We start from the raw sequence: 19165 nt of genomic DNA, 5'->3' as shown, positions 1-19165 counted from the left end.
GGCCTGGTCCTGAATTTCAGGACCAGGTCCAGTTTTCTACTTCCGGCATGTCTTCGAGGTGCTCGACGATGTAACGCGAGTGCTTTTCGAGTTGTGTGCGGCAGAACTCCGCCAACTCGGACGCCCCGGCCGGCCGACGCTTGGAGCGTCGTAGCGCCTCGATCACCAGGTGGTAGCGGCTCATCTTGTTGAGGACGACCATGTCGAACGGTGTTGTGGTTGTTCCCTGTTCACTGAATCCGCGAACGTGGAAGCGCTCGGGACTCGGACGCCCGTGAATCAGTTCGTGCACGGCACGCGAGTATCCGTGGAATGCGAACACGACGTCGGTCTGCGCGGAGAACAGATCGAGGAAGACCCGCTCCCCGAATCCGTGGGGATGCTCGGTTGGCGTCAGCAAGGCCATCAGATCGACGACGTTGACGACGCGGGTGATCAGTTCGGGTGTGTGATCGCGCAGCAACTGTGCAGCAGCCAGGATCTCCTGCGTCGGCACATCTCCCGCGGCGGCCAGGACCACGTCCGGTTCCTGTCCGCGAGCCTCGGTTCCGGCCCATTCCCAGACCGAAGCGCCCGCCGCGCAGTGCTCGTGCGCTTGCTCGAGCGTGAGGTACTGCAGGTGCGGTTGCTTGTCCACGACTATCAGGTTGACGTGGTCGGTACTACGCAGGCAGTGATCCGAGATCGAGAGCAACGTGTTGGAATCCGGCGGCAGCCACACGCGGATCACACTGGGTGCCAAGGGAATAACGGCGTCGATCATGCCGGGGCCCTGATGACTGAATCCGTTGTGATCGTTGCGCCAGCACGTACTGGTCAGCAGCACGTTGAGCGAAGCAACAGACGCCCGCCACGGCAGGTCGACGGCATGTTGGAGCCACTTGGCGTGCTGGATGAGCATCGACACGCTCACCATCGCAAATGCTTCGTAGCTCGCGAACATCCCGTGTCGGCCCGACAGCAGATAGCCCTCGAGCCATCCCTCGCAGAGGTGCTCGCTGAGGACCTCCATGACACGACCGTCCGCGGACAGCCCGTCGTCGTAGTCGGTGATCGGCAGTTGCCAGCAGCGATCGGTTGTCTCGAATACGGCGCCGAGGCGATTGCTCGACGTCTCGTCCGGACAGAAGAGTCGGAAGATCCCGCCGCTGTCCTCGGTTTCCGTGGCGGCGTAGATGTCGCGCAGAAGCTCGCCGAGCACTCGCGTCGTCTCGTGGAAGGTCGAACCCGGGGATTGGATGGGAAGCGCGTACTTTTCGAGCGGCGGCATCGGGAGATCGACGCGAAGTCGTCCACCGTTCGCGTAGGGAGTGCTCCCCATGCGCTTGTCCCCCGTCGGCGACAGCGCCGCCAGTTCCGCGACGAGTGATCCGTTGGCGTCGAACAACTCGTCCGGACGGTACGACCGCATCCACTCTTCGAGTTGCCGCAGATGTGATTCGTTGCTTCGCACGCCGGACAACGGCACCTGGTGCGCACGATGTGTGCCCTCGACCAAGATTCCGTCGACGGTGTGTGGACCGGTCCATCCTTTCGGCGTCCGCAACACGATTGCCGGCCACGAACCCGTCCACTCCTCTCCGCGGCGTGCGGCACCCTGCATCTCGCGGATCTTCTCGTACGCCTGCGAGATCGCTTGATACAGCTGAGGAAACACCGCGTCGGGGTCGTCACCGGAGACGACGATCGGCGCCCACCCCTGTCCACCAAGATAGGCCTGGATGTCTTCGTCGCTGCTGCGTCCGTAGACCGTCGGCCCGGCGATCTTGGCACCGTTCACGTGCAGGATCGGCAGCACCGCGCCGTCGCGTCGTGGATTCAGGAACGCCGGGAGCTTCCACGAACCGGACAACGGCCCGGTCTCCGCTTCGCCGTCGCCGATCACACAGGCCACCACGAGGTTCGGATGATCGAAGGCAGCGCCGGCCGCATGGGCAAGGGCGTAGCCGAGTTCGCCGCCTTCGTGGATGCTTCCGGGTGTCTGCACACTCACATGGCTGGGCACTCCGCCGGGAGCGGAGAATCGCCGACACATCCGGTGGATGCCCTCGGCGTCGTCCGAGACTTCAGGATAGATCTCCGAGTACGTTCCCTCGAGATACGTCGACGCGACCAGCGCCGGACCGCCGTGCCCGGGACCGGTCACGTACAGCCAGTCTGCGCCGGTGGCGACGATGTGCCGATTGAGGAGCGTGTAGATCATCGACAAGCCGGGGCTGGTCCCCCAGTGCCCGAGCAGTCGGGGCTTGATGTGCTCGGCACGCAACGGTTCCCGCAGAAGCGTGTTGTCCTTCAGATAGATCTGCGCGACGGTCAGGTAGTTGGCCGCTGCCCACCACTTCAGGTCGAGCGCGAGCTGGTCTTCGGAATAGTGGTGATCGGTCATCAACGACTCCCGTACCTCACGAGGGTGCCCGAGCAGTCCGCCCGAGCCTGTGCTCAGAGCCGAGCCTAGGCGTAAAAAGCATCCGAGTCAGTCGGTACAGATGATTCGACGACCATGGTCCCCGGCCGCATCCTCGACTACCTCCCGCGACGACGCCATGCCGAGGCGGGTGCCGGTTTGGTCTTGTCCCCCCGCAATGCGCTACGCTAACGCAGCCCAATCGGCACACCGAGTATTCGGTGCGCCCCCGTAGCTCAGGGGATAGAGCGTTCGCCTCCGGAGCGAAAGGTCGCAGGTTCGAATCCTGCCGGGGGCACCACGAAGACGCAGGTCAGCGATTGATCGTCGACCTCTTCACGGTGCCACACCAAAATATTCAGGGCAATCTACCCGACTACTGTCGATCTCATGCCTCGCATCGATCCTGCTCCCACGTACACGATGCGTCAGCTTGCTGCGTTTGTCGCGGTAGCCGAGACCGGAACGATCAGTGCCGCGGCCGAGCGCCTGCACCTCTCTCCTTCCGCCCTGTCCGCGGCGCTCACCGAACTCGAACGCGCGCTCAAAGTTCAACTGTGCGTTCGCCGTCGCTCATTCGGCATTCAACTGACCCGCACCGGTGAATCCGTTCTGGTGCGCGCCCGGGCGCTACTTCAGCAAGCCGGGGAACTCGAATCCGATGCGCTCGGAACCGGCGGAAGCGTGTCGGGGCCCATCGCGATCGGCTGTTATCCCGCTCTGGGGCCGACGGTGTTGCCGTCGATGATCGCCGGGTTCACCCGTGAGAATCCTGACGCGCAGGTGGAGTTCCGCGAGGACACTCAGAATCGGCTCCAGACACATCTCGAGAACGGCGAGTTGGACCTCGCAATCGCTTACGACCTGGACCTGTCTCCACAATTGCGCACAGTTCCGTTGGCCATCCGCGAACCCTTGATCGTCCTGGGTGCAGAACACCCACTCGCGCGGTCCGAGCGACCGATCCATCTTCCGGACCTCGCGGAACACCCGATGGTTCTCCTCGACGCGCCGCCGAGCACCAAACACGCGCTCGACGTCTGTCGCGCAGGCGGATTCGCCCCGAAGGTTGCCTACAGAACTGCGAACTTCGAGACGGCGCGGGCATTTGTCGGCCGTGGCCTCGGCTGGACGCTGCTACTCCAGCGGCCCAAGATCGACGTCACGTACGAGGGGCTCGAGGTGGTCGTCAAGACCATCGCTTCCCCCGCCGTGCCGTCGGTGCACGTAGTTCTCGCTTGGCACCAGAACACTCGCCTCAGCCGCGTCGCACGCGCTTTCATAGAATTCGTTTCACCCTCAGAAACTGCCCAATAGTCCCGCTACCAGGCAGCGGAGCTGGTTCCACGTATTTTCCGTGCAAGAACCTCCAATTCTTTCGCTTTTCAATTGTTGTGGCGCACGTCATTGTTTCTTCAAGCCACATTCATCTCGAAAGGCACTTCATGACCTCCATCGCCTCACCGACCGCAACGCGCGCCGCCGCGACGGTCAAGGCGCGTAAGGCCGCCCTCGGCAGCTTTGTCGGCACCGCCATCGAGTGGTACGACTTCTTCATCTACGGCACCGCCGCCGCACTCGTGCTCGGCAAGCAGTTCTTCCCCGGCACGTCCGATCTGGCCGGCACCCTCGCCGCCTTCGCCACCCTCGCCGTCGGATTCGTCGCGCGTCCCATCGGCGGAATCGTGATGGGCCACTTCGGCGACCGCATCGGACGCAAATCCATGTTGGTCACCTCGTTGATGCTGATGGGCTGCGCCACCGTTGCCATCGGACTGCTACCCAACTACGCCGCTATCGGCGTCTTTGCCCCCATACTCCTGGTGACCTTGCGATTCGTTCAGGGACTCGGTGTCGGCGGCGAGTGGGGCGGCGCAGTTCTGGTCGCCACCGAAAACGCACCGGAGGGCAGGAAGGGGCTGTACGGCAGCGCACCACAAATCGGTGTTCCCGCAGGCGTACTGGTGGCCAATCTCGTCTATCTCCCCCTCGCCGCCTTCATGGACGACGATTCATTCAACTCCTGGGGATGGCGAATCCCGTTCCTGCTCAGCGCAGTTCTGGTGGGCGTTGCGATGTGGATCCGTCTCGGCCTCGAGGAAAGTGACGAGTTCACCGCGTCGAAATCCGAGGCACCGGCGGAGTCCATGCCGATTCTCGAGGTTCTCACCAGACACTGGAAGACTGTGCTCCTCGCCGGTGGAACCTTCATCGCCACCAACGGAATCGCGTACGCGTACATGGTTTACGTCCTCAAGTACGGCGAGACCGAACTCGGCTTCAGCAAGACCACGATGCTCTTTCTTCTCATCGCATCCTGCCCGTTCTGGATGGCGGGAATGGCTTTCAGCGCTCACAAGTCGGACACTCTCGGACGCCGGACCGTCTACATCCGCAGTTCGATCACCCTGGTAGTGGCGGCAGCGGTGTTCTTTCCGCTGATCGACACAGCGATCGTTCCGGTGATGCTCGTATCGATGATCGCCCTCGGCTTCACGCTCGGCTGCTGCGCCGGCCCACAAGCGGCACTGTTCGCCGAATTGTTTCCCGCACACATCCGCTACAGCGGAGCGTCACTCGGCTACCAGATCGGCGCAATCCTCGGCGGCGGTCTGGCCCCGATGATCGCCACCGCGCTCTACGCCGCCTTCGACACCTCGTTCGCCATCACCGCCTACTTCGTGATCATTGCCGTGATCAGCCTGGTTTCCATCCTGCTGCTCCCGGAACCTCAATTGATCCCGAAAAACACTGCCGCACAGAAAGCCTCGTGACCATGTCGACCTACTTTCATCCGAAGAAGTACGCACCCGAGGACTTCGCCTCCCTGGCGCCTTCGGCCGACACACTTCCCGTCGTGATCGTCGGAGCCGGCCCCGTCGGCATGGGCGTAGCCATGGGCTTGGCGCAGCGCGGCATTGCCGTCACGATTCTCGAAGCGGCCGATCAGGTCTCGTTCGGCAGTCGCGCGATCTGCGTGTCACGCCACAGCCTCGAAGTTGCCGAACGCCTCGGCTTCGGTGCCGAGCTCGAAGACATCGTTCTGCCGTGGGTGGGTGGTCGGAGTTACTACCGCGATCAGGAAGTACTGCAGTTCCGCATGGCATCCGCCGAGCACGACGCGCGTGGACCCATGGTCAACGTCTCGCAATCCGAGTTCGAGCAGATCATGACCGACAAGCTGCTCGCTCACCCACTGGTGAAATTCCACTGGTCGTCGTCGATCGCCGGCATCTCCGTCGGTGACAACGAGGTGACTCTGACCGTCGACACCGCGTTCGGAACCCGCGAACTGCGCGCGGCGTGGGTCGTTGCCGCCGATGGTGGACGCAGCAAGATGCGCGAACTCAGCGGAATCCGCTTGCAGGGCAACAGCTACGAGGGCAACTACGTCATTGCCGACATTCATTGGGAATCGGAACTCCCGGCCGAGCGTCTGGTGTGGTTCGACGCACCCAGCAACCCGGGGTCCACGATCATCATGCATCGCCAACCACGGGACATCTGGCGCATCGACTACCAGCTCGACGCCTCGGACGATCCGGAAGCGGAGACGCAAGAAGATCGCATCCGTGACCGCATCACGCGTCACCTCGAATGGCTCCAGAGCGACATCCCCTGGACCCTGGAATGGTTCGGCTTCTACCGCGCCCACGCACTCGCTCTGGAAGATTTCACTCACGGCCGTGTGCTTTTTGCCGGCGACGCCGCGCATCTCGTTCCGATCTTCGGTGTTCGCGGCCTGAACTCGGGCATGGAAGACGCCGAGACCTTGGTGTGGCAACTAGCCGCCGTCATCAACGGAGCTGCCGATTCCACCATCCTCGACGCGTATTCGAAGGAACGTCGCAGCGCGTGGCAGCAGAACGTCGACAACGCAGGCAAGTCGACGCTCATCATGTCGCCGGGAAGTCACGGCTACCGGACCACCCGCGATGCCGTACTCGAACTCGCCACCAAGCGAAGCGAATTCGCGCACCTCATCAACCCGCGCCAGTCGAGTGCGACGCACGCCCGGCTCTCCCCGCTGACGTGGCCGACAGCTGCGGGCGCCGAGGGCCTACTACCCGGCGATCCGTTGGAAGACAGGGTCGTCCAGGTCTCGGCGGACGGTTCATCTACCTCCTTGAACAGTCTGCGCGGTACTGGATTCGGCCTGCTGGCTTTCGGACTGTCAGCTGAGCTGGTATCCGAACTCGACACGCAAGCCGAAATCCTTGCTCAGGCCCTTGCACCGGAAACCGTACGCGTGATCACCGTGGGAACTACCGACTCCACGGTTCCCGATGCCGAAGGCAATCTCGCATCTGCCCTCGGCGCTCGTGTCGGCGAGATCTTTGTGATTCGGCCCGACGGATTGGTGCTGTGCCGCATCAGCGATCCCACGCAATTGAACGACTTGGCCAAACACCTCACCGCCGGCACTGCGCCGACGCACTTCGATACGGCACAGTCGGCGACAACTGCGGTGGTCGACGACGAGGGCCACCGCGAACACGTCTGGTTGGCACTGTCGAACGCACTGGATCAGGCTGATCCGTCCGACCGCGAAGCCATGTTGGTGCGCCTTGCCTTGATTCTCGGTTCGCAAGCTACGTCGACGACCTTCGACGTAGCACTGAAAGACGCTGCCCTGAAATCTGCCACGCGATAGTTCAGACACAGCAACTCGGCCGCGCAGGATTGTCCCCTACGCGGCCGAGCGCATTCGCGGATGAAGCGAGTATTCAGTTGACCTCGGCCAATTCCTTTTCTTCCTCAGCGCGCATTTCACGCACGGATCTTCCCCGCTGCGACCTTCCACGTACCAGCGGCGAGACGGTGATCGCCAAGCCCACCAGCGCGACCCCGGTGACCAGGATCAGTCCGGGATGGAACTGCTCGAATCCGGCGGTACCGGCGCCGGATGCGGTGTGCGATCCAGCGGTTACGAGGGCAGTGGTCAGAGCGAGCACGAGCGCCGCACCGACCTGAGCGGAGGTGTTCACCAGCCCGGACGCCAAACCCTGCTCCGAGTCGTCGACACCCGAGGTGGCCTGGGCCATGATCGAGGTGTACCCCAGCGCGAATCCGAGTCCGAGCAGGATGACGCTCGGCAGAATCGCCACGACGTACGACGGTGAATCGCTGCCCGCGAAGAGGAACCAGAGGTACCCGACGCTGAGCGACGTCAGTGCCGCGATGATGAGCTTGGCACTGCCGTACAGGTCGACCAGCCGTCCGACGAACGGTGATCCGAAGGCGACGATGATGCCCGCGGGGAGCAGTGCCATCGCCATCTTCAGGGGCGACCAGCCGAGGGCCGACTGCAGGAAGATCGTCATCATGAACTGGAAGCTCAGGTAGGAACCGAAGAGCGCGATGATGGCCAGATTCGCACGAACGATAGTGCCGACGCGCAGAAGCCCAAGTCGCACAAGCGGATGCGCCACCTTCTTCTCCACGAAGAAGAACGTCGCCAGAAGCACGGCTGCGACGGCGAACGAACCCAGCGTCATCGGGTGTGCCCATCCACGGGTCGGAGCCGAAACCATCGTGTACACCGTGAGAAGCATTCCCGTCACCAGGGTGACGGCGCCGACGAGATCGTGTCCCCCGGTATCTGCGGGACGGTCCCGCGGAATGAGGAAGTACCCACCGATCAGCGCGATGACGGCAAACGGAACCGGCATCAGGAACGTGAATCGCCAACCGGCACTGGTCAACAGCCCACCGAGGATCAGACCGGACGAGTAACCACTGGCGCCGAACACGGAGAACACCGACAGCGCACGGTTACGGGCCGGACCTTCCTTGAACGTCGTGGTGAGAATGGACATTGCGGTAGGAGCGGTGAAGGCCGCGGCCAATCCCTTCACGAATCGTGATGCGATCAGCAGTGTTCCGTTGTCGACAAGGCCACCGACCAGCGAGGCGATTGCGAACACGGTCAGTGCGATCAGGAAGACCTTCCTGCGCCCGAGAAGATCGGCGGTACGTCCACCGAGTAGCAACAGGCCGCCGAATCCGAGGACGTAGCCGTTGATGATCCACTGCAGCGAGGTAGTGGACAGGCCCAGTTCATTGCCGATGGACGGAAGCGCGACGCCCACCATCGACACATCGAGACCGTCGAGGAACAACACGAGGCAGAGCACCGCGAGGATGCCCCACAGCTTGAGGGACCAGCCCTCCCCTGTGGCCGGATCCGAGGATTCCGTAGAAACCGGGGCTTCCGGCGAATCGAATGGTTTGAGTGTCGAGTCTGTGCAAGTCACGTCAGCGAGAATAGATGCACATGCACATAATGCACAAGCATTTAATGCAATTGCACGTAATCGAGTCTTCAACTAGAATGCGGTCGTGACGTCGGAATCCGAATTGCGCAACACCTGGCGCTCGCTGTCGACCAGCTACAACGACATCGCGTGCGAACTCGATCGCCAGATGCAGTCGGCGCATGGGCTGAGCATGAGCGACTTCGAGGCCCTCGACCGACTCATGGACGCCACGTGCGAACGTCCACGCATGCAGGAGCTTGCCTCGGAGATGTACCTGAGTCCCAGCGCGCTCTCCCGTAGCGTGGCCCGTCTCGAGAAGGCCGGACTGGTTCAGCGAGCACTGTGCGAGGCCGACCGGCGCGGAGTCTTCGTCGACGTCACCGACAAAGGACGTCAGGTACACGCGGACGCCAGCAAAATCCAACTGGCCGTACTGGATTCACGCCTGCGGGAGCAGTAGCCACACGTCAGCGGAGCACGACACAGCGCCCGGCCACCGGGCGAGGGCCGTTCCGGACTAGACTGAGCACATACCGACGCGCCTTTCTGTTGCCGTCGGCGATCGACAGCAGCGCAGCCAGCACGCTTTCACGCGGTCCTGGCCGAGGCAATCTGCCAGCGTTCCTGCGGCTTCTGCTAGTCCCTCAGGCTCCTGCCTGACATCTCTACCTGCTCCTATCGAGAGATACACAATTGAACAACGCACGCACCCTTGGAGTCATCGGACAGTCGAGCAAACCGGCAGAACGCCGGTTGCCGATCCATCCTGCGCATTTCGATCGCATCGATGCCGAACTACGTTCTCGGATCTACCTCGAAGAAGGCTACGGCCACCCCTTCGGCTACTCCGACGACTACCTCTCGCGCCTCGTTGCCGGAATCCGCACGCGCAAGCAGATTTTGGCGGAAACCGATGTGGTTCTGCTACCGAAGCCGTTGGTGCGTGACCTCGCCGAACTACGGTCAGGTCAGGTTCTTTGGGGCTGGCCGCACTGTGTCCAGGACACCGAACTGACACAGATCGCGATCGACAAGAAACTGACTCTCATCGCCTTCGAGGCCATGAACTTCTGGCACAGCGACGGATCGTTCAATCTGCATGTGTTCCACAAGAACAACGAGCTCGCCGGTTATTGTTCGGTACTGCACGCCCTGCAGTTGATCGGTTCCACCGGTGACTACGGCCGGCGTCTCACCGCTGCCGTGATCGGTTTCGGAGCCACTGCACGCGGCGCGGTCACAGCACTCAAGGCGCACGGTATCCACGAAGTGGACGTCCTCACCCAGCGTGGAGTCACCGCCGTCAGCTCCCCCATCCACTCGGCGCGCATGGTCTCGTTCGACAACAACAACGGTGACGTCCGTGGCAGCCACGTCATGCTCGACAACCACAGCGTGCCGGTGCCCGGTTTCTTGGCCGAGCACGACATCGTCGTCAACTGCGTACTGCAGAACACGGACGCCCCACTGACGTTCCTGACCGAGGAAGATCTCATGGACTTCCAACCCGGCAGCCTCATCGTCGACGTCTCGTGCGACGAAGGCATGGGGTTCAGCTGGGCTCGTCCCACCTCGTTCGCGGATCCGACCTTCATCGTCGGCGACAACATCACTTACTACGGCGTCGATCACAGCCCGTCGTACCTGTGGAACTCCGCGTCGTGGGAGATCAGCGAATCACTTCTTCCCTACCTGCCCACTGTGATGGCAGGAGAGACGGCCTGGAAGGCAGACGAGACCGTCGACCGCGCCATCGAAATCCGTGACGGCGTCATCGTGAATCCCGCCATTACGCGTTTCCAGCACCGCTCGTCGGACTACCCGCACGCTGTCATCGCGGAGTAGGCGCCCCGATCAGGCCTGGCCGGCTGCCGCATTGATCGGCGCCATGTCGAAATAGTCGCGCCAGGCTTTGATCTTTCCGTCCTCGACTTCGAACACCCCCATGACCGGGAGCGCTACCTCGGCGCCGTTGATGGTGAAGACGTCGACGCGCTCGTTCATGACGGTGTTGCCGTCCGCGACCTGACGCTTGATCTGAAAGTCGATGTTGCCGAAGGCACCGACAAACTGCTCGATGAACGCCCGGACGGCCTCGCGACCGACCACGGGCTCCATCGGGATGTTGTGATAAACGACGTCATCGGTGAAGTAGTCGACGATCTTTGCAACATCGGCGTCTGCCCACAGCGCACAGAAATCGGTGATCAGTTTGTCCGATGTCATTGTGTTCCAGCCTCTTTCGAATCGTCTTCGTGGGGTTCGATGATTGCCAGGATGCTTTCGATCTCGCCTGCCGGTATCCCGAAGTACTCGGTCACGAAAACCGTGACGGCCGGTGCCTGGCCGGGTGTTCCGAGGTCGAGCAGATACCGGGCTACTACGCTCTCGCCCCACTCACGCAGCGCGAGTTCACGTATCGCCACGATTCCGCGATATTGCTGGCCTTGTTCGAGCTCGTTGCTGATGAAGGCGCCGCTGTCACCGGTTCGCTGACCGTTCTCGACCCGCCAGGCGTCGGCGGCGAAGCGGACCTTCGTTGCGTCATGAGTGAGCAATGCGTTCACGTATTCACGCGCCATGGCGACGCGTCCGCTGACCGCACACTCCGTGGAGTGCTTGGCAATTGCGCCCAGGATCGACTCCGACAACTCAGGTCGGCAGATCACGAGATCCGGCAGGTACGGATGAGATTCGTTGTAGAGCAGCGGCGAACCGTCGATGCGGCTGCAATGCAGTCCCGCCGCCTGTGCGACGCCGACGGGTGCAGCCGAATCCCATTCCCACTGCCCACCGGCGTGCAGGTACGCGTCGACCTCGCCGCGCACCACCGCCATCGCCTTGGCGCCGGCCGATCCCATGTGCACCACGTCGGCGCCGAGTTCGGCTGCCACCGCTTCGGTGAATGCGGGTGGTCGCGATCCGCTGACTACTACGCGGAGCGGCGAGTTGGCGGCAACCGAAGCTGCCTCGTCGCCACTGGAGTACACCGCTCCGAGCGCCGGCTGAGCAACCGCGGCTGCGGTAATTCCGCTACCGCGCTCCCAAAGCGCCACGTGCACTGCCCAATCCGCATGATTCGGCAAGCCGTATTCCTTGGAGCCGTCCAGCGGATCGATGATCCAGACCCGAGCTGCATCCAGACGACTGCGATCGTCGGCAGATTCCTCAGAGAGCACGGCATCGCCCGGCCGCTCGGCAGCCAACCGGTCGAGGATGTAGGAATCGGCGGCCTTGTCGCCCCGGCGACCCAGTTCACGACCGCCGTCGACACCAAGACCCTCGGCTCGGATCCCCAGGAGGATCGCACCGGCGGCCTGCGCCAATTCCGCCGCGAGTGCCTCGTCGGCGATTCTGCTGTGTGTGGATTCGCTCACCGGTCCAACACTTCCATAATTCGCAGCGCAAGTTCGGTAGGCGTTCCGTCTTCGGGTCTGATCACCAACTCGGGACTTGTCGGAGCTTCGTAGGGATCGTCGACTCCGGTGAATCCCGTGATTTCCCCGGCCCTGGCCTTGGCGTACATGCCCTTGGGGTCTCGGGCTTCACATTGCTCGATCGGGGTGTCGACGTAGACCTCGACGAACTTCAGCCCGGCGGCCTCGTGCGCCGCCCGCACTCGATCACGATCTTCGCGGTACGGGCTTATCAGGCAGGCCACTGCCACTGCACCTGAATCAGCGAACAACTGCGCCACCGAGCCGACTCGGCGGACGTTCTCGGCGCGGTCATCGGCACTGAATCCCAGATCCGCGTTCAATCCGTGCCGGAGGTTGTCGCCGTCGAGGCGGTACGCCGGGATACCCGCGGCCACCAACCGCCGCTCGAGTTCCACCGCGATCGTCGACTTACCCGAGGCCGAGAGACCGGTGAGCCACACGGTGGCGCCGGCAGTCGCACGTTCCTCGCGAGAAACCTCCGAACTGTGCCAGACGACGCGCGATTCCTTGAGCGTCGGACCGTTGATCATTCCGGCGGCGACGGTATTGCCCGTGGTCTCGTCCACGAGAATGAAGCTGCCCGTCACGCGGTTGCGGCGGTAGGGATCGAACATCAACGGCTGCTGCGTCTTGATCGAGATGCGGCCGATCTCGTTGAGGGACAGAGATTCTGCCTTCTCGTCGCGGTGCAGAGAATTGACGTCCAGCCGGTAGTCGAGCTTGACGATCTGCGCTTTCGTGGAGCGCGTGGTGTGCAGCAACGAGTAGCGATTGTTCTCCGACAGAGTTGTCTGTTCGGTCAACCAACAGACCATCGCATCGATTTCCTGCCCGACCTGCGGCCGGTTGTTGAGCCGACACAATTGGTCCCCGCGGCTGACGTCGAGATCGTCGGTCAGCTCGATGCATACGGCCGAGGGCGCAAACGCTTCGTCGATCACGTCACCGCCCGGCCCGTGGACTGCCTTCACCGTCGAGGTGAATCCTGAAGGCAAAGCCACGATTTCGTCGCCGGGCTTGAAGACGCCGCTGGCCACCGTTCCGGCGTATCCACGGAAATCGTGGAGGTCGGCGTCGGTTTGCTTCTGCGGACGGATCACGTACTGCACCGGAAACCGAGCGTCGATCAAGTTGCGATCCGACGCGATGTGCACCTGCTCGAGATGGTGCAGCAGAGAAGGCCCGTCGTACCAGGACATGTTCTCGGTCCGGGCAACGATGTTGTCCCCCAACAGCGCCGAGACCGGAATGAACGTCAGGTCGTGAACGTCCAACTTGATAGCGAACTGTCGGAATTCTTCCTTGATCTCCTCGAACCGTTCCTGAGACCAGCCCACCAGGTCCATTTTGTTCACACACAGCACGAGGTGGGGTATCCCCAGGAGAGTGGACAAGAAGGCGTGCCGCCGCGTCTGTTCGAGCACCCCTTTGCGAGCATCCACCAGGATCAGGGCAAGGTCGGCCGTCGACGCGCCGGTCACCATGTTGCGGGTGTACTGCTCGTGCCCGGGAGTGTCCGCGATGATGAACTTCCGATGAGGGGTCGCGAAATACCGGTGGGCCACGTCGATCGTGATGCCCTGTTCACGCTCGGCGCGCAATCCGTCGGTCAGTAGCGCGAGGTTGGCGTACTCGTCGCCGCGTTCTCGACTGCTCCGTTCCACGGCCTCGAGTTGGTCCTCGAAGATCGACTTGGAGTCGTAGAGCAAGCGGCCGATGAGTGTCGATTTTCCGTCGTCGACACTGCCCGCTGTAGCGACTCTCAGCAGTTGCGGCATCAGAAGTACCCCTCTTTCTTACGATCTTCCATGCCAGCTTCGGAAATCCGGTCATCAGCTCTGGTTGCGCCACGCTCCGTGATACGGCTCGCCGCAACTTCTTCCACGACAGCGCCCGGTGTTTCGGCCGACGATTCGACGCATCCGGTACACGTTGCGTCGCCGACCGTACGGAAGCGCACCAACGCCTCGTAGGACTCTTCGCCGGCGCGAAGCTCGAGGAAGCGGGTGCGTGCCAACAACATTCCGTCGCGTGGAACCACCTCGCGACGATGGGCGTAGTAGATGCCGGGGAGGTCGATCTGCTCGCTCTCGATGTACTGCCAGATGTCGAGCTCTGTCCAGTTGGAGAGCGGGAAGATCCGAATATGTTCGCCCTTACGGTGTTTGCCGTTGTACAGGTTCCACAGTTCAGGTCGCTGCACCTTCGGATCCCATTGCCCGAACTCGTCCCGGAAGCTGAACACCCTCTCTTTGGCGCGCGCCTTCTCCTCGTCTCGGCGAGCACCACCGAACACGGCGTCGAACTTGTTGTCGCGAATTCCGCGCAGCAACGCGTGCGTCTGCAGGCGATTGCGACTGGAACCGACTCCGGTGTCCTCGATGACGCGTCCGGCGTCGATGTCGTCCTGCACGCTGGAGACGACAAGACGCAGGTTGAAGCGATCGACCGTCTGGTCGCGGAATTCGATCACCTCGTCGAAATTGTGACCGGTGTCGACGTGCATCACAGCGAACGGCAGTGGGGCAGGCCAGAATGCCTTGGCCGCTACGTGCAGCATCACGACGGAATCCTTACCTCCGGAGAACAGGAGGACCGGCTTTTCGAAAGTCGCTGCGACTTCGCGGAAAATATGGACCGCCTCCGCTTCGAGTGCTCGCAGATGCGACAACTCGTAGGCGGGCGGGGTCTGGAGTGTTGCCATGTCTTTCGCTCCTGAGCATCACGTACTCCGTGCGGAACACCATTTCCGCATCGGTACATTTATGTACCGGACTGGTTCTAAATTGAACGCAATCACAGAATAGAACTCGTTCTACCCAAAGGTCAATGACCGGCAATCAGACGTCACAGACCGCGAACCGGACTCCTGCCACCAACTTCCGCCGTCACCGCATCCGCCGCCGCAACCAGCGCCGCGGCGCGGCGCTCGATCTCGGCGCCCGTGATCGCCCCACCCACATACAGAGTGAGCACAAGGGCCTGATGCCCCTCGGCGTCGTAGGTCGGGGCGGCAATGAGACTCACCGGATGCTCGTCGTCAGAGCTGATGTCGCGTCCGAGATACACCCTCTCGCCCAGGCTCGAGACCATCTCACCGAGCAGTTCACGCACCTCCGGCGGAAGATCGTGCGTCGCAACGCCCGCCATCAGCGTGTGCAGTCGCTGCCCGACGGGATCCAGACTCTCGACCAGATACCCCGCAGCCCGACACTCGCGGACCACGTTCCACAGACGCTCGCGATCCAAGCGCACCGGTAGGCTCGGCTCTTTGCTCAGCCAACTGTCCATGTCGTGATCCGAACCCCAGAGGACGTACATCAGTCCGACCGGTGGAGCGAACGGGTACACCTGACCGACCTTGGCGGCGCGACGCGCGCCGATCGGTCCGGTCACTTCGAGAACGCTGATCTGATCACCGATCACACCGGACGCCGTGCACGTCGTCCCGAACTCCGTGCTCACTTTCTCCAGATGGGTGCGGGCAATGGGTCCGACGGCAAATCCCCGCTGAGCTGCACGTCCGGCCGCGATCAAGGCCGGACCGAGCCCATAGGTCTTCGACACCTCGTCCCGAGTCAGGTATCCACGATCAGCCAGCGCCGTGAGGATTCCCAAGCAGGTGGGCTTGCTGATCTCGAGCGCGCGGGCCAGTTCCGACAGCCCGAACCGCTGATCAGGGCGGCCGACGAGGTAGTCGAGCACCTGAACCACCCGTTCGGTGGGAGGCGATTGCCTCCCCCTCGAGCGTGCTGCTTCAGGCGCCTTCTCCGGTCCACCCATTGACCACTCCCTAGAACGCGTTCTATTGTCAAAATACCCAACATCTACCAAATAGGTACATATTTGTACCACGACGCTCTGGACCGGCGACATAGTCGGAACTGTGAGGAGCCAGCGTGCTGACGGACCCGTTTGCCGAGGCGATCGCCGAAGCCGAGAAATTGATCGAGACTGCGCCGCACATCAGATCCGAACAGGATCTACTGGAGGGATACCAATATCTGGCCGGCGGAATCATTGCGACGACGCATGCCGCCTGGGCCGGCGAAAAGACCCATCCGAGTTTCATCCAGGGCACCGGACCATTCACCAAGATGGGCCTCGACAACCCCGACACTCTGTACTTCGGCGCCCGTATCAACGACGACAAGGAATACAAGGTCACCGGAAAGCGCGGCACCACAGCCGATCTCAGCTTCCAGGTGTTGAGTGGGAACTACACCAACTCGAACGTTCCCGGCAGCGAAATCGCCTTCGACGACCGCGAGCTGGAGATAGACGACGACGGTAACTTCGTCGCTTGGTTCGGCCCCGGCCCTGCCGACGGCCGAGCCAACTACTACACCCTGGCGCCCGGATCCTCGCAGCTGGTCGTTCGCGAGGTCTACAGCGACTGGAGTCAGCAGCGCGGTGTGATCCGCATCGAGCGCACCGATTCGATCGGGATCGCGCCGCCACCTCTCACCGCCGAAGAGACCGAGAAGCGTTACGCCCGGGCTGGGAAGGCACTGGTCACGCGGGTCAAGACGTGGCTCCAGTTCCCGGAGTGGTTCTACCTCAAGCTCACGGTCAACACCATGACCGAACCACGCCTGACACCGGGCGGGCTGGCAACGCAGTACTCGTCGGTGGGACATTACGAACTCACCGACGAGCAGGCGATGATCATCACCGTTCCCGCCTCCGACGCACCGTATCTCGGCTTCCAACTGGGGAGCCTCTGGTACATCTCACTGGACTACGTCAATCATCAGACCTCCCTCAACAACGGCCAGGCACAGGTCGATCCGGACGGGATGGTTCGAATGGTGGTCAGCGAGAAGAACCCCGGTGTCACCAACTGGATCGAAACCGTCGGACATCCGCGCGGCATTCTGCAGTTCCGTTGGCAGCGCGTGTCCCGCGAGCTGACGCCGCAGGACGGTCCCACCGTCGAAATCGTCGCCGTCGCAGATATTGCGAAGCACCTGCCGCATTTCGACACCAACGCCATCACCGCCGAGGACTGGGCAGCACGCATTGCCCAGCGCCAGGCCGCCATCGACAACCGAATGCTGGGGTAATCATGACCGCCTTGCTCGAAGACCGTGTAGTAGTCATCTCCGGAGTCGGCCCGGCACTCGGCCGCGCTCTGGCCCTTCGATGTGCGTCGGCCGGCGCGAGTCTTGTTCTCGCAGCACGTACGCAATCGCGACTCGACGACGTTGCGAAGGAAATAGTCGATGCCGGTGGGCGCGCCGTCACCGTTGCCACCGACATCACCGACCAGGCTTCCGCCGAGAATCTGGTGGCCGAGTCCATTGCCGCCTACGGCAAAGTGGACACTCTGATCAACAATGCATTCTCGATTCCGTCGATGAAACCGTTGGCTCGCACCGATTACCAGCACATCCGCGACAGCATCGAACTGACCGTACTGGGTGCGTTGCGCCTGACTCAGCTGTTCACGCCGGCACTTGGCGAGTCGGACGGCTCCGTGGTGAATATCAATTCGATGGTGTTGCGGCATTCGCAAGAGCGTTACGGCAGCTACAAGATGGCGAAGTCGGCCCTGCTCGCCATGTCGCAGTCCCTGGCCACCGAACTCGGCCCGCAGGGAATTCGTGTCAATTCGATTGCACCCGGCTATATCTGGGGAGACACCCTCAAGGGATACTTCGCGCACCAGGCGGAGAAGTTCGGCATGACTGTCGAGCAGATCTACGAGCACACTGCGTCGAACACCGACCTCAAGCGCCTGCCGACGACGGATGAAGTATCCGACGCGGCGATCTTCCTGGCGTCTCCGATGGCCAGCGCGATCACCGGCCAATGCATCGACGTCAACTGCGGCGAATTCCATCACTAGGAGCACCATGACTGAACGCACTCACGTCGGCACCGTCGAGGATCTCCATGCCTCGGCGACGCGGATGACCGGCCTGACGGACTTCGGCGTCGACGATTACACCGAAGCTCTGTCGGTCCTGCTCGAGTCTTACGACCGTGACGAGGATCTGACGCCCTTCGGCAGCAAGATCTCTCGGGTATTCCTTCGCGGCGCCCTGGTGGCCCGTCTGCTCAGCGAATCGGCGTGGAAGGAGCATCCGGAGCACGCCGACGTCAAGATCGAGCGGCCGATCTTCGTCACCGGATTGCCACGGACGGGCACCACTGCCTTGCACCGCCTCCTCACGGTCGACCCGGCTCACCAGGGCCTCGAGATGTGGCTGACCGAGTTCCCTCAGCCTCGCCCGCCTCGCGATACGTGGGAATCGAACCCGGTCTTCGCCAAGATCGAGGAGACATTCGGTCAACACCACGTCGAGCATCCCGAATTCATGGGCGTGCACTACATGTCGGCCAGCGAAGTCGAAGAATGTTGGCAACTCTTGCGTCAGACGTTCAAGTCCGTGTCGTACGAGTGCCTGGCGAATCTACCCACGTACTCCGCATGGCTGAAGGACCAGGAGTGGTCGAACGCCTATGCACGACACAAGAAGAACCTGCAGCTGATCGGTCTGCCCGATCAGGATCGACGGTGGGTCCTCAAGAACCCGAGCCACCTGTTCGCGCTCGACGAATTGATGGAGGCGTACCCCGACGCGCTTGTCATTCAGACTCACCGCTCCCCTACGACGATCATTCCGTCGGTGTGCAGCCTGGCCGCCCAGGCGACAGAGGGTTGGTCGAACACGTTCACCGACAAGGTGATCGGCGAAAGTCAGCTCGAATTGTGGGCCAGGGGGCTCGAGCAGTTCGACAGTGCACGCGCACACCACAATCCCGCGCAGTTCATCGACGTCGACTATCAGGACTTCGTCACCGATCCGCTGGGAACCGTCGAGAACATCTACACGCACTTCGACATCCCGTTGACAGCTGCCGCGCAGCAGTCGATGGAGGCCATGCACGAGGAAAGCCGCTCGGGTGCTCGCAAACCTTCGCACAAGTACACGCTCGAGGAGTTCGGTCTGACGAAGGAGCAGGTGGAAGAGCGATTCGGAACTCGCTGACCACCGCTGGCCGACGACCTTGCTGACAACTGAAGCCCCGCCGATCGGCGGGGCTTCAGTGAT

15 protein-coding genes and 1 tRNA gene are annotated in these 19165 nt (G+C 62.3%); 9 read left to right on the top strand and 7 right to left on the bottom strand.

Translation table 11 applies throughout. The features are described 5' to 3' along the window. Window positions 1-16: 16 nt before the first annotated feature. A complete protein-coding gene (locus tag ATN37_RS02555; protein WP_099698501.1) occupies window positions 17-2386 on the bottom strand; it encodes a phosphoketolase in 2370 nt (789 codons plus the stop codon). 243 nt (window positions 2387-2629) lie between these two features. On the opposite strand from ATN37_RS02555, the gene ATN37_RS02550 reads away from it, so the two are divergent. The 4 genes from ATN37_RS02550 (at window position 2630) to ATN37_RS02535 (ending at window position 7058) form a co-directional block, all read left to right on the top strand. Further along, a tRNA-Arg gene (locus tag ATN37_RS02550) sits at window positions 2630-2705 on the top strand. Window positions 2706-2794: 89 nt separating this feature from the next. Then, window positions 2795-3721 carry a LysR substrate-binding domain-containing protein gene (locus tag ATN37_RS02545; protein WP_064689462.1) on the top strand — a complete coding sequence of 309 codons (927 nt, stop codon included), beginning with the start codon at window positions 2795-2797 and terminating at the stop codon, window positions 3719-3721. Between the two features lie 128 nt (window positions 3722-3849). After that, window positions 3850-5178: an MFS transporter gene (locus ATN37_RS02540; RefSeq protein WP_116056458.1), complete on the top strand. Its 1329-nt coding sequence runs from the start codon at window positions 3850-3852 to the stop codon at window positions 5176-5178. A 2-nt stretch (window positions 5179-5180) separates the two neighbouring features. Next, complete coding sequence (locus tag ATN37_RS02535; RefSeq protein WP_218694712.1) at window positions 5181-7058, top strand: FAD-dependent monooxygenase; 1878 nt, start codon at window positions 5181-5183, stop codon at window positions 7056-7058. Between the two features lie 73 nt (window positions 7059-7131). On the opposite strand, the gene ATN37_RS02530 is transcribed toward ATN37_RS02535, so the two are convergent. Next, window positions 7132-8661 (bottom strand): MFS transporter, encoded by a 1530-nt coding sequence (locus ATN37_RS02530; RefSeq protein ID WP_007726177.1) that lies wholly within the window; start codon window positions 8659-8661, stop codon window positions 7132-7134. Window positions 8662-8746: 85 nt separating this feature from the next. On the opposite strand from ATN37_RS02530, the gene ATN37_RS02525 reads away from it, so the two are divergent. Beyond that, entirely contained in the window at window positions 8747-9124 is a 378-nt protein-coding gene (locus ATN37_RS02525) for a MarR family winged helix-turn-helix transcriptional regulator (protein WP_003941367.1), read from the top strand. Window positions 9125-9357: 233 nt separating this feature from the next. Then, window positions 9358-10509: a N(5)-(carboxyethyl)ornithine synthase gene (locus tag ATN37_RS02520; protein ID WP_007726175.1), complete on the top strand. Its 1152-nt coding sequence runs from the start codon at window positions 9358-9360 to the stop codon at window positions 10507-10509. A 9-nt stretch (window positions 10510-10518) separates the two neighbouring features. Here the strand turns inward: ATN37_RS02520 and ATN37_RS02515 are convergent, their stop codons facing one another. The 5 genes from ATN37_RS02515 to ATN37_RS02495 form a co-directional block, all read right to left on the bottom strand. Then, window positions 10519-10890: a limonene-1,2-epoxide hydrolase family protein gene (locus tag ATN37_RS02515; RefSeq protein WP_007726173.1), complete on the bottom strand. Its 372-nt coding sequence runs from the start codon at window positions 10888-10890 to the stop codon at window positions 10519-10521. Next, window positions 10887-12041, bottom strand: coding sequence for a 3'(2'),5'-bisphosphate nucleotidase CysQ (locus ATN37_RS02510; protein WP_063316879.1), 1155 nt, complete (start codon window positions 12039-12041; stop codon window positions 10887-10889). Before ATN37_RS02510 ends, ATN37_RS02515 begins: the two co-directional genes overlap by 4 nt. After that, entirely contained in the window at window positions 12038-13882 is a 1845-nt protein-coding gene (cysC, locus tag ATN37_RS02505) for an adenylyl-sulfate kinase (RefSeq protein ID WP_003941334.1), read from the bottom strand. Before cysC ends, ATN37_RS02510 begins: the two co-directional genes overlap by 4 nt. Continuing rightward, a complete protein-coding gene (cysD, locus tag ATN37_RS02500; RefSeq protein ID WP_003941285.1) occupies window positions 13882-14808 on the bottom strand; it encodes a sulfate adenylyltransferase subunit CysD in 927 nt (308 codons plus the stop codon). The genes cysC and cysD overlap by 1 nt, the downstream gene beginning before the upstream one ends. Before the next feature lie 143 nt (window positions 14809-14951). Further along, window positions 14952-15887 carry a helix-turn-helix domain-containing protein gene (locus tag ATN37_RS02495; protein ID WP_030537323.1) on the bottom strand — a complete coding sequence of 312 codons (936 nt, stop codon included), beginning with the start codon at window positions 15885-15887 and terminating at the stop codon, window positions 14952-14954. A 116-nt stretch (window positions 15888-16003) separates the two neighbouring features. Here ATN37_RS02495 and ATN37_RS02490 point away from each other — a divergent pair, with 116 nt between their 5' ends. From ATN37_RS02490 to ATN37_RS02480, 3 genes are read left to right on the top strand one after another with little or no spacing between them, the layout of a single operon-like run. After that, window positions 16004-17170: a hypothetical protein gene (locus ATN37_RS02490; RefSeq protein ID WP_064075259.1), complete on the top strand. Its 1167-nt coding sequence runs from the start codon at window positions 16004-16006 to the stop codon at window positions 17168-17170. 2 nt (window positions 17171-17172) lie between these two features. Further along, window positions 17173-17955 carry an SDR family oxidoreductase gene (locus tag ATN37_RS02485; protein WP_054801046.1) on the top strand — a complete coding sequence of 261 codons (783 nt, stop codon included), beginning with the start codon at window positions 17173-17175 and terminating at the stop codon, window positions 17953-17955. Between the two features lie 7 nt (window positions 17956-17962). After that, window positions 17963-19102 carry a sulfotransferase gene (locus ATN37_RS02480; RefSeq protein ID WP_003941406.1) on the top strand — a complete coding sequence of 380 codons (1140 nt, stop codon included), beginning with the start codon at window positions 17963-17965 and terminating at the stop codon, window positions 19100-19102. Window positions 19103-19165: the final 63 nt, after the last annotated feature.

The sequence above is a fragment of the Rhodococcus sp. MH15 genome (assembly GCF_019266045.1).
Classification (GTDB): Bacteria; Actinomycetota; Actinomycetes; order Mycobacteriales; family Mycobacteriaceae; genus Rhodococcus_F; species Rhodococcus_F qingshengii.
This window is presented reverse-complemented; position numbering and strand designations above follow the sequence as displayed.